This window comes from Dactylosporangium sp. NPDC000244 (assembly GCF_040300725.1).
Taxonomy (GTDB): domain Bacteria; phylum Actinomycetota; class Actinomycetes; order Mycobacteriales; family Micromonosporaceae; genus Dactylosporangium.
Genome location: NZ_JBEPEH010000023.1, coordinates 42,415 through 56,466 on the forward strand (window position 1 = coordinate 42,415; position 14,052 = coordinate 56,466).

Annotated in this window: 14 protein-coding genes and 1 pseudogene; 7 read left to right on the top strand and 8 right to left on the bottom strand. The window is 73.7% G+C overall.

Annotation, left to right across the window (positions count from 1 at the left end; translation table 11 throughout):
- Window positions 1–4: 4 nt before the first annotated feature.
- Window positions 5–1,201: pseudogene (locus tag ABT369_RS30680) on the top strand (APC family permease); the annotation flags it as partial.
- Window positions 1,202–1,221: 20 nt separating this feature from the next.
- On the opposite strand, the gene ABT369_RS30685 reads toward ABT369_RS30680, so the two are convergent.
- The 3 genes from ABT369_RS30685 to ABT369_RS30695 all read right to left on the bottom strand — a co-directional run bounded on the left by ABT369_RS30685 (window position 1,222) and on the right by ABT369_RS30695 (window position 4,412).
- Entirely contained in the window at window positions 1,222–1,665 is a 444-nt protein-coding gene (locus ABT369_RS30685; protein ID WP_350617188.1) for a DUF5709 domain-containing protein, read from the bottom strand.
- Window positions 1,666–1,739: 74 nt separating this feature from the next.
- Entirely contained in the window at window positions 1,740–3,098 is a 1,359-nt protein-coding gene (locus ABT369_RS30690; RefSeq protein WP_350617190.1) for a GH1 family beta-glucosidase, read from the bottom strand.
- Window positions 3,099–3,116: 18 nt separating this feature from the next.
- Complete coding sequence (locus tag ABT369_RS30695) at window positions 3,117–4,412, bottom strand: ABC transporter substrate-binding protein (RefSeq protein WP_350617192.1); 1,296 nt, start codon at window positions 4,410–4,412, stop codon at window positions 3,117–3,119.
- A 167-nt stretch (window positions 4,413–4,579) separates the two neighbouring features.
- Here ABT369_RS30695 and ABT369_RS30700 point away from each other — a divergent pair, with 167 nt between their 5' ends.
- From ABT369_RS30700 to ABT369_RS30710, 3 genes are all read left to right on the top strand, one after another.
- Window positions 4,580–5,776, top strand: coding sequence for an ROK family transcriptional regulator (locus tag ABT369_RS30700; RefSeq protein WP_350617194.1), 1,197 nt, complete (start codon window positions 4,580–4,582; stop codon window positions 5,774–5,776).
- Window positions 5,777–5,963: 187 nt separating this feature from the next.
- Window positions 5,964–7,025: a LacI family DNA-binding transcriptional regulator gene (locus ABT369_RS30705; RefSeq protein WP_350617196.1), complete on the top strand. Its 1,062-nt coding sequence runs from the start codon at window positions 5,964–5,966 to the stop codon at window positions 7,023–7,025.
- A 4-nt stretch (window positions 7,026–7,029) separates the two neighbouring features.
- Window positions 7,030–7,683 (top strand): pentapeptide repeat-containing protein, encoded by a 654-nt coding sequence (locus tag ABT369_RS30710; RefSeq protein ID WP_350617198.1) that lies wholly within the window; start codon window positions 7,030–7,032, stop codon window positions 7,681–7,683.
- Here ABT369_RS30710 and ABT369_RS30715 read toward each other — a convergent pair.
- Together ABT369_RS30715 and ABT369_RS30720 are read right to left on the bottom strand one after the other, a co-directional pair.
- A complete protein-coding gene (locus ABT369_RS30715) occupies window positions 7,676–8,122 on the bottom strand; it encodes a YdeI/OmpD-associated family protein (RefSeq protein WP_350617200.1) in 447 nt (148 codons plus the stop codon). The genes ABT369_RS30710 and ABT369_RS30715 overlap by 8 nt on opposite strands.
- Window positions 8,123–8,127: 5 nt before the next feature.
- Complete coding sequence (locus tag ABT369_RS30720; RefSeq protein WP_350617202.1) at window positions 8,128–9,243, bottom strand: geranylgeranyl reductase family protein; 1,116 nt, start codon at window positions 9,241–9,243, stop codon at window positions 8,128–8,130.
- 126 nt (window positions 9,244–9,369) lie between these two features.
- Between ABT369_RS30720 and ABT369_RS30725 the strand changes: the two genes are divergently transcribed.
- Window positions 9,370–9,855 carry a beta-class carbonic anhydrase gene (locus ABT369_RS30725; RefSeq protein WP_350617204.1) on the top strand — a complete coding sequence of 162 codons (486 nt, stop codon included), beginning with the start codon at window positions 9,370–9,372 and terminating at the stop codon, window positions 9,853–9,855.
- A 189-nt stretch (window positions 9,856–10,044) separates the two neighbouring features.
- Window positions 10,045–10,710 carry a hypothetical protein gene (locus tag ABT369_RS30730; protein WP_350617206.1) on the top strand — a complete coding sequence of 222 codons (666 nt, stop codon included), beginning with the start codon at window positions 10,045–10,047 and terminating at the stop codon, window positions 10,708–10,710.
- Between the two features lie 25 nt (window positions 10,711–10,735).
- On the opposite strand, the gene ABT369_RS30735 is transcribed toward ABT369_RS30730, so the two are convergent.
- Window positions 10,736–11,164 carry a hypothetical protein gene (locus ABT369_RS30735; protein WP_350617208.1) on the bottom strand — a complete coding sequence of 143 codons (429 nt, stop codon included), beginning with the start codon at window positions 11,162–11,164 and terminating at the stop codon, window positions 10,736–10,738.
- Between the two features lie 365 nt (window positions 11,165–11,529).
- Window positions 11,530–12,339: an isocitrate lyase/PEP mutase family protein gene (locus tag ABT369_RS30740; protein WP_350617209.1), complete on the bottom strand. Its 810-nt coding sequence runs from the start codon at window positions 12,337–12,339 to the stop codon at window positions 11,530–11,532.
- A 65-nt stretch (window positions 12,340–12,404) separates the two neighbouring features.
- Here ABT369_RS30740 and ABT369_RS30745 point away from each other — a divergent pair, with 65 nt between their 5' ends.
- Window positions 12,405–13,325, top strand: coding sequence for an ArsR/SmtB family transcription factor (locus ABT369_RS30745; protein WP_350617211.1), 921 nt, complete (start codon window positions 12,405–12,407; stop codon window positions 13,323–13,325).
- 199 nt (window positions 13,326–13,524) lie between these two features.
- On the opposite strand, the gene ABT369_RS30750 is transcribed toward ABT369_RS30745, so the two are convergent.
- Window positions 13,525–13,956, bottom strand: a complete 432-nt coding sequence (locus ABT369_RS30750; RefSeq protein WP_350617213.1) for a hypothetical protein — start codon at window positions 13,954–13,956, stop codon at window positions 13,525–13,527.
- Window positions 13,957–14,052 lie beyond the last annotated feature (96 nt).

Below are 14,052 nucleotides of genomic sequence, written 5' to 3' on the forward strand. Positions count from 1 at the left end.
TGGCATGCTCACCGTCAAGCAGGGCGCCGCGCTCTCCGTCGGCGCGGTCCTCGGCACCGGCGTCATCGCCCTGCCCGGGCTGGCCGCGCAGGTCGCCGGCCCGGCGTCGCTCGCCGCCTGGGTCGCGCTCGTCGCCCTGTCGGCCCCGCTCGCGCTCACCTTCGCCGCCCTCGGCGCCCGCTTCCCCGACACCGGCGGCGTCGCCTCCTACGCCGGGCGCGCGTTCGGCCCCCGCGCCGCGGCCGTGGTCGGCTGGGCCTTCTACTTCGCCGTGCCGGTCGGGGCCCTGCCCGCGGCCACGTTCGGCGGCGCGTACGTCACCGCCGTCCTCGGCGGCGGCCAGCGCACGACGCTGCTGACCGCCGCGGCCCTGGTCGCGCTGGTCACCGCGGCGAACCTCGGCGGTGTCCGGCTCAGCGGCCGCTTCCAGCTCGGCCTGGCCGCGGCCCTGGTCGCCCTGCTGCTGGCCGCGATCGTCACCGCCCTGCCGCACGCCGACCCGGCCAACCTGCGCCCGTTCGCCCCGCACGGCTGGGCCGCGATCGGCCCGGCGATCGCGGTGCTCGTCTGGGGGTTCGCCGGCTGGGAGGCGCTCACGTCCCTGGCCGCCGACTACCGCGACCCGCGCCGCGACGTGCCCCGCGCCACCTGGATCGCGGTCGCCGTCGTCGGCGTGCTCTACCTCGCCGTCGCCGCCACCAGCCAGCTCGTGCTGCCCGAGCCGTCCGACGCGCCGCTGGCCGACCTGCTCGCGCTCGGCTTCGGCCACGGCGCCCGGGCGCTGACCGCCGTCGTGGCGCTGCTGCTGACCGCCGGGGCAATGAACGCCTACTTCGCCGGCGCCGCCCGCCTCGGCGCCGCCCTCGGCCGCGACGGCGGGCTGCCGGCCTGGTTCGGCCGCGGCGCCGACGCCGGCCAGGTGCCCCGCCGCAGCCTCGCGGTCGTCGCCGCCCTCGCCGCCGCCACGCTCGCGGTGGCCGCCGCGACCGGGCTCGGTCCCCGGCCCCTGATGCTGCTCACGACGGGATCGTTCGTCGTGGTGTACCTGCTGGGCACCGCCGCCGCCGTGAAGCTGCTCCCGCGCCGCTCCGCCGCCCGTCGCACGGCCGCCGTCGCGCTGGCCTCCGTTGTGGGCCTGCTCGCCCTGACCGGCGCCTACCTGCTGTGGACGGGGCTGGTCGCGGCGGCGGCCCTCGCCTACCAGGCCACCGCCGCGCGCCGTCAGAGGTCGCGGTCGTCCACGATGTGCATGGCAGCCTCCTCGGCCGAGGCCGCGCCGCCGTCGATGCCCACGTCGGAGCCGATCTCGTCCTTCTCCTCGTCCTCGCCGACGCCCTCGTCGGGCGCGACGAGCCGCCCGGCCCGCCGGTCGCCGACCTCGCCGCCGTCGAAGAACTCGCCGGACTCGGTGGTGCGGCCGTAGTCGTCGAGGTCCGGGCGGGTGGACGGGTCCGGCTCCTCCTGGCGCAGCCGCTGGTCGAGCGACTCACCCCGCTCGGCCTCGGCCTGGGTGACCCCGAACGCGGTCACCCCACGCGGCTTCTCCGGCGGCGAGTACCCCTCGTCGAGGGAGTCGTCGAGCCCGCGGTCGGACAGCGTGTCCTCCGCGGACAGCTGGCCCTCGTCGTCCGGATCCGGATCCCAGCTGTCGGTCTGCTGCGTCATGTCGAAATCCCCTCGAAGGCTTCTGATTCGGGCGCTGCCTCGTCCTCTATACCCAGCGGCGCCCGAATCCGAGCCTAGATCACGGCTTCGCGTGAACGCTTGTGCGCGGCGATCAGCTCCGCGTACCGGTGCCCGCTCGCCTTGATCGTGCGCGCCTGGGTGTCGTAGTCGACGCGGACCAGCCCGAACCGCTTGTCGTAGCCGTACGCCCACTCGAAGTTGTCCAGCAGCGACCACGCGAAGTACCCGTCGACCGGCGCCCCGCGCAGCACCGCCTGCCGCACGGCGTCCAGGTGCCCCTCCAGGTAGTCGGTGCGCTCCTTGTCCTGGATCTCGCCGCCGGCCTCCACGGTGTCGTGCCACGCCGAGCCGTTCTCGGTGACGAGGATGCTCGCCGGGCGGTAGGTGCCGGCCACGGAGACCAGGATGTCCTCGAGGCCCTTCGCGTACACCTCCCACGGCATCGCCGTCTCGAGCGACCCGGGCACCGGGATCTGCCGCGCGAACGGCGCCGTCCCGGCCGGGTCGTCGACCACGATCTGGCGGAAGTAGTAGTTGACGCCCAGGAACTCGGTCGGCGCCGCGATGATGCCGAGGTCCCCGTCGCGCACCGGCGGCTCGACGCCGTAGCACTCGACCATGTCGGCCGGGTAGCCGCGGCCGAACACCGGGTCGAGCCACCAGCGGTTGGTGTGCCCGTCGGCGCGCACGGCGGCGGCGACGTCCTCGGGCCGGTCGCTGCCCGGCTCGATCGGGCTCAGGTTGAGCACGATGCCCACGTTCGGCGCGAGCCGCGCGTTCGCCCGGATCGCCCGATTGACGAGGCCGTGGCCGAGCAGCACGTGGTGCGAGGTGTGCACCGCGCGGGTGAGGTCGCGCTCACCCGGCGCCATGCGGCCCTCGAGGTGCCCGATCCAGGACACGCACAGCGGCTCGTTGACGGTGTTCCAGTCGGCGACCCGGTCCCCGAGCCGCCCGGCCACGATCGCGGCGTAGTCGGCGAAGGCCAGGGCCGTGTCCCGGTTCGGCCAGCCGCCGGCGTCCTGCAGGGCCTGGGGGAGGTCCCAGTGGTACAGCGTCGCGAAGGGCCGGATGCCCTCGGCCAGCAGCGCGTCCACGAGCCGGTCGTAGAAGTCCAGGCCGGCCGCGTTCACGGCGCCGGTGCCGTCGGGGAGCACCCGCGGCCAGGCGACCGAGAAGCGGTACGCGTCCAGGCCGAGCCGCCGCATGAGCGCCACGTCCTCGGGCCAGCGGTGGTAGTGGTCGCACGCCACGTCGCCGGTGTCGCCGTTGTCGACGTTGCCCGGCGCGTGCGAGAAGGTGTCCCAGATGGACGGCTTGCGGCCGTCCTCGGCGGCGGCGCCCTCGATCTGGTAGGCGGCGGTGGCGGCGCCCCAGATGAAGCCGGGCGGGAGTGCGGACAGATCCAGCACGGGGCGGTTCTCCTCAGGTCAGATCTTGCCTTCGGCCGAGCTGAGCTTGGCCTTGATGGACTCGGTGGTGACCGGCTTGCCGGCCGCCGCGTCGGCGAACAGCTCCGCCATCGCCGTGCCGACGAGGGTCTCGAACCGGCTCTCCTCGGGCACCTGCGGTAGCGGGGCCGCGGTCGAGTTGAGCACCTGGAAGAGCACTTCCTGCTCGGGCGTGCGAAACGCCGCGTCGGAGTAGGCCGAGCGCACCGACGGCAGCGAGCCGTAGGCCTTGTTCAGGATGATCTGCTCCCGGTCGCTGGTCATGAACTCGACGAACTCCAGCGCGCCGGTGAGGTTGCGGGTGTGCTTGTAGACGGCCATGTTGATGCCGGCGACCATGCTGTTGATCCGCACGCCGCCGGCCTTGTACGGGTCGGCGAGGAACGGCATCGGGGCGACCCCGTACTCGTCGGGGTTCATCCCGGCCTGCTGCAGCGACGGCCCGGCCGCCTGCCACAGCAGCATCGCGGCCTTGCGAGCGGCGAAGTCGGCCCGCGACTCGTTCTTCGCGTAGCCCGCCCCGGCCGGGTTGACGATGTGCTCGTCGGCCATCAGCCCGACGTAGCGCTTGATCGCCGCGACGTTCTCGTCGGTGTCGAAGGTGGGGCTGCCGTCGGCGGCGAACCACTGCCCGCGGTACTGCTGCGAAAAGGTGAAGGCGTGGTGCGCGTTCTCGGCCGGGTTGCCGCCCTCGATCGCCAGGCCCCACTGCCCCTTCGCGGGCCTGGTGAGCCGCTTGCCGTCCGCGACCAGCTCGTCCCAGGTCTTCGGCGGGCTCGCGATGCCCGCGTCGGCGAACATGCGCTTGTTGTAGTACAGCGCGTAGGACAGCGAGTACAGCGGCACGGCCGACGGCGGCGTGCCGGGCGCCCCCGCGGCGGCCAGCGCGTTGGGCACGAACCGGTCCCGGCCGCCGACCTTGTCCAGGGTCCGGCCGTCGAAGGGCACGAAGGCCCCGGTCGCCTGCAGCGAGGCCGACCAGGTGTTGCCGATGTTCACCACGTCCGGCCCGCCGTCGTCCTTCGTCGCGGCCATGAGCCGGTCGAGCAGGTCCGACCAGGGCACCACCTCGAGCTTCACGTGGATGCCGGTGCGCTGCTCGAACTCGTCCAGCTGCGGCTGCAGGGTGGCCCGGTCGAAGTCGAGGCTCGGGCCCTGGTTGCTGGCCCAGTAGACGAGGGTCTTCGCGTCGGCCGCGGGGTCGTCGCACGCCGCGACCGACCCGGATAAGAGGGTGAGCGCGGCGAAACTGAGGATGGCGCGTCGCAGCGGCATGGCGGGGCCCTTCTCGACAGGAGGGGTGGCGGCGGTGTCCCTTATCTATCGAGACGCAATCGATCGAGACTTAATTTATGTCGTCATTTAAATGGTGCTCAGATCGTGCGTCAAGGTCTCTGCCCTTAGAGTTGCCAGCGCGGGCGGCGACGACGACGGGGGCTGGCGTGCAGGTCGAGCGGGCGAGCAATCGAGGAGTACGACTCCGTAACCGCTCCGCCCTGCTGACCCGGCTGTTCCTGGAGGGCCCGCTCACCCGCCAGGACCTGTCCCGCCGCACCGGCCTGAGCCAGCCCGCGGTGAGCAACGTCGTGAGCGACCTCATCGACGACGGGATCGTCGAGGAGGCCGGCGCCCTGGAGTCCGACGGCGGCCGGCCCAGCATGATGCTGCGCGTCGACCCCGGCTTCGCCGTCGTCGCGGGCGTCGACGTCGGCGAGACCCGGGTCCGCGTCGAGCTGTTCGACCTGGGCCTGCGCCGGCTCGCCGAGCACGACCACCCGATCGAGCCGGGCGGGACACCGCCGGAGGCCGTGGCCGGGCACATCCTCGCCGGGCTGCACGCGGTCGCGGCCGGCCGCGAGGTGCTCGGCGCCGGGGTCGGCGTCTCCGGGATCGTCCAGCAGCGGCCGGAGGGTGCCCTCGTGCACGCGCAGACGCTCGGATGGGACGCCGTACCGCTGGAGGCGCTCCTGCGCGCCGGCACCCGGGTCCCGCTGCACCTCGAGAACGGCGCGAAGACCCTCGGCCAGGCCGAGATGTGGTTCGGCGCCGGCCGCGGCCACCGCCACGCCGTCTTCGCCCTCCTCGGCTCCGGGGTCGGCGCGTCCGTCGTCACCGGCGGCACCACCTACCGCGGCGCGTCCAGCAGCGCGGGGGAGTGGGGCCACACCACGCTCGTCTACGGCGGCCGCCCCTGCCGCTGCGGCTCCGCCGGCTGCCTGGAGGCCTACGCCGGCGCCGAGGCGATCCTCGAGCGCTACCGCGAGCGCTCCGGCCGCCCGGCCCCCGGCCGCGACGAGGAGTCCCGGCTCACCGCCCTGGCCGCCGCGGCCGCCGCCGGCGAGCCCGCCGCCCGCGCGACCCTGGACGAGACCGCCGACTACCTCGGCGCCGGCGTCGCCAACCTCGTCAACCTGTTCAACCCGGAGCTCGTCGTCCTCGGCGGCTGGGCCGCGCTCGCCCTCGAGGACGTCCTGCCGCGCATCCGCGCCTCCGCCGGTCGGCACGCCCTGCGCCAGCCGTTCGCCCAGGCCCGCATCGAGCTCGGCCGGCTCGGCCTGGACGCGGTCGCCCTCGGCGCGGCCACCCTGCCGATCGCGCGCCTGCTCACCGGCGGCGGGGTGGGTCCGCCGGCCGTGTGACCCGGCTCGGCCTGGACGCGGTCGCGCTCGGTGCGGCCACTTTGCCGATCGCGCGCCTGCTCACCGGCGGCGGGGTGGGTCCGCCGGCCGTGTGACCCGGCTCGGCCGGCTCGGCTTGGACGTGGTCGCCTTCGGCGGCGGGGTCGGCCGCCCGCCGCGTGACGCGGCGAGTATCGAAGCAGGCGACTTGATCGATGCCGGTATCGTGCGCGTCGTGGTCCAGGACGCGCGCAGGCGCCGGGGAATGCGCGACGTCGCGGCCGCGGCCGGCGTCTCCGTCAGCACCGTCGCCAACGTCCTCAACAACCCCGCCGTCGTCGCCGAGGCCACCCGCTCCCGGGTCGAGGCGGCGATGGACGCCATCGGCTTCGTCCGCAGCGCCGCCGCCCGGCAGCTGCGCGGCCTGCCCAGCCGGCTCGTCGGCTCGATCACCCTCGACCAGAGCAACCCGTTCTACGCCGAGCTCAACCGCGGCATCGAGGACCACCTCGACGAGGCCGGCTGCATGCTGCTGGCGTGCAGCACCGACCTGAGCCCCGACAAGGAGCTGCGGGCCCTGCGGCTGCTGGAGGAGCAGTCCCCGCGCGGCGTCATCATCACGCCGACCGGCGAGCAGCCGCAGCGCCTGACCGCCGTCAGCTCCCGCGGCACCCCCGTCGTCCTGCTCGACGCCCGCCAGGCCGGCACCGACCTGTGCGCCGTCGCCGTCGACCACGAGCTCGGCGGCCGGCTGGCCGGGGAACACCTGATCGGCCTCGGCCACCGCCGCATCGCGTTCGTGACCGCCGGCCCCGACATCGAGCCGGTCCGCCAGCGCCGCGACGGCCTCGCCGCGGCCTCCCGCGGCCGAGACCGGCGGCAGGAACGCGCCGCGGACCTCGTCGAGCTGCGCATGGCCCCCGCCGGGTTCGCCGAGGGCACCGACGCCGTGATCAGCGCCATGCTCGACCGGGCCGACCCGCCGACCGCCGCCGTCTGCGTCAACGACGTCGTCGCGCTCGCCCTCATCCGCGGCCTGGAGGCCCGCGGCCTGCGCGTGCCCGGCGACCTGTCCGTGGTCGGCTACGACGACCTGCCCTTCGCCGCGCACGTGCGCCCCGCGCTGACCACGATCGCCCGCCCGATCCGCGAGCTCGGCCGGGTCGCCGCCGAGCTGCTGCTGTCCGAGGACGCCGCCGGCCACCGCCACCAGGAGCTGGTCTTCCGGCCGCGGCTCGTCGTGCGCTCGACGACCGGGCCGATAGGCTGAGCGCATGGCCGTCGCGCAGTCGCTGGGGGAACTCCCGTACGCCGCCTACCTCCAGCGTCACGCCGACGGAGAACCCCTCGTGCCCGACGGCGACTACACCGAGGTCCACTTCGACGGGGCCGCGTTCGACGGCGGCGAGGCGACCAGCGCCAAGTTCATCGAGTCCGCGTTCACCGGCACGAGCCTCACCACTGTCGGCCTCGAACGGGCCCGGTTCAGCGACGTGTGGCTGAGCCGCAACCGCTGGGTCGGGGTGCGCGTCGCCGACGGCGAGTGGCTCGACGTGGCCGTGCTCGACAGCGCGCTCGCGGGCGTGCAGGCGTACAGCTCCCGGCTGCGCCGCGTCACCTTCCGCGGCTGCAAGATCGACACCCTGAACCTGCGCGGGGCCACGCTCGCCGACGTCGTCTTCGAGGACTGCGAGCTCAACGAGCTCGACTGCGCCGGGGCGAGCCTCACCAACGTCACCTTCCCCGGCTCGTCCCTGCGCAACGCCCGCTTCTCCCAGGTGACGTGCAAGAAGGTGGACTTCCGCGGCGCCCGCGAGCTCGACGTCGCCGACGGCGCCGACGCGCTGCGGGGCGCGACCGTGGACGAGCGTCAGCTCATGGAGCTCGCACCCGCCCTGGCCCAGGCGCTGGGCATCCTGGTCAAATAGCCTCGTCGAGGAGCGCCGCGACCGCCTTGGCCACGCGGCGCTGCCGGGTCTCGGCGGTCTTCGCGCCCTCCACGGACAGCACGTGGCGGCTCCGGTTGCTGTACGACAGCGCGTCGAACCGCGCCCGCGCCGCCGGCTCGGCGTCCAGCGCCGCGGCCAGGTCGGCCGGCACCTCCACCGTCCGCGGCGCGCCGTCCGGCTCGACGTCCACGTCGAACGTGTCGCCGGCCGCGACCCCCGCCCCGGCCCGCACCTCGGCCGAGACCGGCAGCAGGAACGCGCCGCGCATCGAGGCGACGGTGCTGCGATACGTGTACCCGTTGATCGTCACCGTCACCGGCGGCTTCCTGCTCGTGCCGAGCGCCTCCACGACCTCGGCGGGCACGGTGATGCCGGTCGCGGTCCTGCCGTGCAGCTCGAGGGTCGCGCGGAATCTCATGGACATCAGCCAAGCAGGCGCAGCGCCTGCCGTACAGGAAAACGCTCGACCGTGCCCGCGAAGGACGTCTCCCCGTGGCAGAAGCGCTCGAACATGCGCCAGCCCGGCGGGGTGCGCAGCAGATTGTGGAACAGCCGCGGATGGCGCGCGAACACGGCCAGCAGCCGGCTGCCGGCCCGCATCGTCGGCACCAGCGTCTCGGTGACATCCCGCTCGTACCTCGGCAGGTCCTTCCCGGCCGCCGCCGCCCCGGCCAGCGCGCCCGAGCGGGTGGCGAAGCTGATCCCCTCCCGCGTCCACGGTTCGAGCAGCCCCGCGGCGTCCCCGGCGACGATGACGTTGCCGCGGCGCAGCGGCGAGGACTCCGTACGGCACCGCGTCAGATGCCCCGAGTCGTGCACCGGCTCGATCCCGTCGAGCCCCAGCCGCACCAGAAAGTCCCGCAGATAGGCCTTGGTCCGCTCGCCGTCCCCGCGCGCCGAGATCACCCCGACGGTGAGCAGGTCACCCTTCGGGAACACCCACGCGTAGGAGCCGGGCAGCGGCCCCCAGTCGATGAGCAGCCGCCCCTTCCACTGCGCCTGCCGGTCCGCGCCGATCGGCAGCTCCACCTCGAGCCCGAGGTCGACCTGCCCGTACTCGACGCCGACATGCCGCGCCGTGACCCCCGACGACCCGTCCGCCCCGATCGCGGCCGCGGCCGTCACCGTCTCGTCGCCGGCGAGCCGGATGCGCACCCCGCCCTCGTCCTGCTCGACGGCGCGGACCGGGGTCGCCTGCCGTACCGTCGCACCCGCCTGTTCCGCGGCGAGCCGCAGCGCGTCGTCGAACTCGGGCCGCCGGACCATCGCCAGCAGCGGCCGCCGCCCGGATGTGCGCGTGAACGCCGCCCGCCCGTCGTGGGTGAAGTCGGCCCGCTCGATGCGGTCGTCGGCCGGGATCGTGATGCGATCGGCGACCGCCGTCACCGATTGGCCGATCAGCCCGCCGCCGCATGTCTTGTACCGCGGGTGCGTCGCCTTCTCCAGGACGAGCGTGCGCGCGCCTCGCCGGGCGGACTCGTATGCGGCCGACAGTCCCGCCGGCCCGCCGCCGATGATCGCCACGTCCCAGTCAGTCACCCGAGCACCTTAACGGTCCGGCCCGATGTCTCGATGCTCGTGCTCCGGCCGTCCGGCCAGGGTGACTTTGGCCTCGTGTGACCAACACATCAGCCGTTCGGGTGACGAACATGCTTCACTCGGTTCATGTCCGCGATCGACCACCTGATCCACGCGAACGCCCGGTACGCCGAGACCTTCCCGGGCCCGCGCCCGCTGCGCCCGAAGCTGCGCCTGACCGTGATCTCGTGCATGGACTCGCGGCTGGATCTCTTCGGCGCCCTGGGCCTGGAGATCGGCGACGCCCACCTGATCCGCAACGCCGGCGGCCTGCCGACCGAGGAGGTGCTGCGCTCCCTCGCGATCAGCCAGCGCAAGCTCGGCACCCGCGAGGTGGTGCTCATCCACCACACCGAGTGCGGCATGGAGGGCTTCGACGATCCGGAGTTCCGCGCCGAGCTGGCCGCGACGGGCGTGACCCCGACCTGGAACGTGCCGGGCTTCAGCGACCTGCACGACACCATGCGCAACTCGATCCGCACGGTCCGCGAGTGCCCGTGGATCCCGCACCGCGAGGACGTCCGCGGCTTCATCTTCGACGTGGCGACCGCCAAGATCGAAGAGGTCGTCTGACGCCCGGCCGCGCTCCCGAATGCCGGACATCGACGTCCGCATGGTGAACGCGGCCCGGTACTGCGCGTAGACGCCTCCGTGCGGTGCGTGTCGACCCGTGACCCCTTACCGCAAATTGCATAGGGGAGGGGTTGCGCCGAGGGATCCACGCCGTCCGCATGGGGTGATGCATGCGGCACGATCGGACCCATGCGATACGGGGGGAGACTCAACCGGATCGAATTCACAGCCCTGATCGACCAGCAGGCCGGCCGGGTCCGCGCGAACGCCGCGACCCTGCCGCTCTACGGCCCGGCGACCTGGCCGGGCCCGTGCCGCCTGGGCGCGTGGGGCTGGGAAGACGACCGCCTGATGCACGCCGGCCTGCTCTTCGGTGCCCCCCTCACCGCGACCGCCGCCCCGGCCCTGGCCAGCGCCGGCCGGGATTCGCCCGGCACCACCGTGACGGCCACCGCTCCGGCCCCGGACGGCCCCTGGGTCGAGGTGATCACCACCGCCGGCCCGCCGATGCCCCAGCTGATCGACCTGCGCATGGCCGCGACGGTCGCCACGAGGACCGACCGCCGCAGCGTCGAACGCGCCCTGCGCGCGGCCTCGACCCCGGCCCCGGAGCGCGTCACGATCCCGGTGGACGGCGTGCCCCGCGAGTTCTCCCGCTGGCCGGACGAGCCGCTGGGCGACGCCCTGGGCCGCGGCTGGCTGGCGATCCTCGACGAGGTGCCGGGCCTGCTGCTGCGCGTGTCGGGCCTGGCGCCGGCGGACCTGGCCCTGGCGCGGGTCCGCGACATCGAGCCGCACCTGACGGGCACGCGGGCGCACCTGCTGGCCGGGTACGACGCCTACGGAACCGGCTGAGCCGGCCGTAGTCACCCGGCGGCGGTCACTGGACGGCCAGGGCCTGCGCGAAGTTGACCCGCTGGATAGCCTCCGCCGTGTGCAGCGGCGAGTACACGATCTCCTGCGCCAGATACTGATTCGGCCCCGACTGGATCGACACGAGAAGCGGCCCCGACATCGCGTGCGTCTTGGCGGTCAGGAACAGCAGGCCGAACAGCAGGAACAGGCTCAGCCCGCACGTGAAGATCGACAGCAGCAGGGCCAGCACCGCGCACGTGACCGCCAGCCCGATACCCCAGCCCGCCGTCGTCGTGATCGGAATCGGCTGCGAGACCACCATCCAGCGGCTGCCGCGGATCGGCCACACGCCGACCGGCGTGTAGATCGCCACCCCGTCGACGCGAACGTCGCCGATGCGCACGTCGGGGCCGTTGTAGAGCGGGGCGCCGCTGTACGGCACGGGCAGCGTCACCCCCGGATTCTCGCCCAGCCCCGGCCCGGCGAGACACCGGCCGGAAGGACGGAATGCGCTAGGCCATCTTCGCGCCCGGGGCCGCCACGCTCCCGGCGCCGCTGAACGTGCTTGCGCAGCCGGGGACGCCGCCGGACGGCGAGCTTCCCACGAAAGCCGCGCGGGCCGATCCTGGGACGCCATCCAGGGGCCTCCAGCGCCGCCTCCAGGACGAACTGGACGCGCGAAAGCCGCTGCATGACGCGTCCGCAAGCACCGCGAGCCTGGCCGGGTGGTCCCCGTCCAGGCCCTCGCGGGACCGCCCGATGTCCAGCAGGCGCAACGACCCGCGGATGCCACGACTTCGAGCAGTAAATCCAAAAATTTCAGGACATAAGCGAATTCAGCTCACCGAAGTCATACGAGTCCGCCAGCGAGCTGTACGTACCAGCGGTGTACGCCTCCCGGGCAGCCCGCCGAGCCAGCGCATACGCGGCCTCGGCAATCCACGACCCGAGGCTGACCCGAGCGACCCCAAGCCCCGCAAGCTCCCCGACCGGCGGCGTCCCCGGCTGCGCAAGCACGTTCAACGGCGCCGGAATCGCCTTGGCGAGCGCGGCGATCGTCCCGGCATCGGCGACCCCAGGCACGAAGACCCCGGTGGCGCCGGCCGCGAGGTACGCCTCCGCCCGTGCGACGGTCTCGTCGGCCCGCCCGCGGAAATACGTGTCGACGCGCGCGTTGATGTAGAGGTCCACACCCGCGTCGTCGGCGGCGGCGCGGGCCGCCGCGATGCGCGCCTGCTGGCCGGCGATGTCGCGCAGCCCCGCCACGTCGCCGTCGCGGGCGGTGTCCTCGAGGTTCACGCCGACGGCGCCGGTCGCGAGGACGCCGCGGATCGTCTCGGCGACGTCGGCCGGGGTAGCGCCGAAGCCGGACTCGATGTCGGCGGTGACGGGCAGGTCGGCGGGGACGGCGCGCACGATGCGGGCGAGGTGCTCGAGGGCCTGGTCGCGGGCGAGCGTGTCGCCGTCGGGGGCGCCGAGGGTCCAGGCCACGCCGGCGGAGGTGGTCGCGATCGCGGGGGCGCCGGCGGCGGCGACGACGCGGGCGGACGCGGCGTCCCAGGCGTTGACGAGCACGAGCGGGTCGGTGGCGGTGTGCAGGGCCCGGAAGCGAGCGGCGCGGTTGGTCATGCGCGTCATTCTTCCGCCGCCGCGCGGGGCTGCCCCAACGTTTCAGTCCACACTAAATTGTTCCCGTGGTGTCGATCGGTCTGTCCGCGTCCGCGATCGCGCGGATCCGGTTCGCGGTCTCCCCGCTGTGGGAGACGATCGCGAGCCTGCGTGTGCTGCGCGACCCGGGCGCGCACGCGATCCATCTGCCGTGGGTGTCGCGGGTGCGGGGCCTGGACGCGCGGGGCCTGGACCTGCCGGGGCTCGCCGGGCTGGTGCCGCCGGCGCCCGGCTACATCCCGGACTTCCTCACCCCGACGCCGCCGGGCCCGTTCCCGGAGCTCGACGACGAGCTGGCGCTGCTCGCGGCCACCCCGGCCGGCGTCGTGCGGGCGCAGACGGGCAGCGACCTCGATCCGGGGGTGCTGGCGGGGCGGCTGCGGGAGTACTTCGCCGCGGCGATCGCCCCCGACTGGGCGCGCATCCGGGTGCTGCTGGAGTCGGAGGTGTACGCGCGGGCCCGGTCGCTCGCCGCCGACGGGGTGGGCGGGCTGCTCAATGACCTGCACGCCAACGTGTCCTTCGCGGACGGGACGCTGTCGGTGTTGCAGCGCTGGTGCGCGGCCGGGGACGTGCGCGACGGCGGGGATCTGGTGCTCGTGCCGTCCGTGTTCGTCTGGCCGTCGGTGCTCACGGTCTTCGGGGAGCGGGCTCAGCTGGCGTATCCGCCGCGCGGGGTCGGGGCGCTGTGGGAGTCGCGAGGGGACGGGAGCGGCGGCGCGTTGGGGGCGCTGGTCGGGCGGGCCCGGGCGCGGTTGCTCGCCGAGCTCGCGGTGCCGGCCTCCACGAGTGATCTCGCGGGGCGGACGGGGCTCACGCCGGGCGGGGTGTCGCAGCATCTCGCGGTGCTGCGCGCGGCGGGGCTGGTGCGGGCGCATCGCGCCGGCCGGGCCGTGATCAACGTCCGGACCGAGGCCGCCGAGGTCCTGATTGAGGCCCAGGGATGAAAAAGATGACACGGGTGACTCAGGTGGTGCCGCGCTCCGCTTTCCAATAGCACCATACACCATGCCACCTAATCGATCTTCTGAAAGAACACGAGGAGTAATCAGAGGGCCGCACAAAAAGAACCGACCGGCGCCAATAGTAGCGCCGGCCGGCTCAAGAGCATTGACCGTGGTTACGGTCGGTGAAATGCCGTTACGGTCAGCTCTCCGAGGCGCCGAGCTCGGCCGAGCCCGCGCCCGCCACGCCCTGCTGGTGCACCTCGGTGCCCTGCGCGAACGCGGCCTCGAACTTCTCCTGCAGGGCGCTGAGCTCGCTGAACTGGGCCTGGTGCGAGGACTCGCTGCCCTCGGCGGCGAAGACGTGGTCGTCCGAGGTCGCGTCGTGGGAGTAGTTGGTGTAGTCGTCCGACTCGTAGTGCACGGCCGCCGGGGCGTCGTACTCGACGTGGTGGCCCTGCGAGAAGTCCGTCGACTCGGCGGTGTGGTGGTCCTGCTCGTACACGCCGAACTGCGACTGCGCGTCGGCCTCGGAGCCCTGCGCCTGGTGCAGCTGCTCGAGCTCGCCGCTCTCCTGGCCGGCCTCGTAGTGGCCGTAGTCCGCGCCGGTGTCGCCGGTCTCGAAGTCGCTCATGGGATGGGTCCCTTCAAAGGGTCTGTGCGTAAGGGTCTATGTGGTGCCGGCCTGACGATTCGCGAAAGACGTGCCAGCGGCGCGTTGTGCAATGCG

Coding starts and splice junctions, on each gene's coding strand:
- ABT369_RS30685 (WP_350617188.1), bottom strand. CDS start 1,665: ATGACGCAGCAGACCGACAGCTGGGATCCGGATCCGGACGACGAGGGC.
- ABT369_RS30695 (WP_350617192.1), bottom strand. CDS start 4,412: ATGCCGCTGCGACGCGCCATCCTCAGTTTCGCCGCGCTCACCCTCTTA.
- ABT369_RS30710 (WP_350617198.1), top strand. CDS start 7,030: ATGGCCGTCGCGCAGTCGCTGGGGGAACTCCCGTACGCCGCCTACCTC.
- ABT369_RS30715 (WP_350617200.1), bottom strand. CDS start 8,122: ATGAGATTCCGCGCGACCCTCGAGCTGCACGGCAGGACCGCGACCGGC.
- ABT369_RS30725 (WP_350617204.1), top strand. CDS start 9,370: ATGTCCGCGATCGACCACCTGATCCACGCGAACGCCCGGTACGCCGAG.
- ABT369_RS30730 (WP_350617206.1), top strand. CDS start 10,045: ATGCGATACGGGGGGAGACTCAACCGGATCGAATTCACAGCCCTGATC.
- ABT369_RS30740 (WP_350617209.1), bottom strand. CDS start 12,339: ATGACCAACCGCGCCGCTCGCTTCCGGGCCCTGCACACCGCCACCGAC.
- ABT369_RS30750 (WP_350617213.1), bottom strand. CDS start 13,956: ATGAGCGACTTCGAGACCGGCGACACCGGCGCGGACTACGGCCACTAC.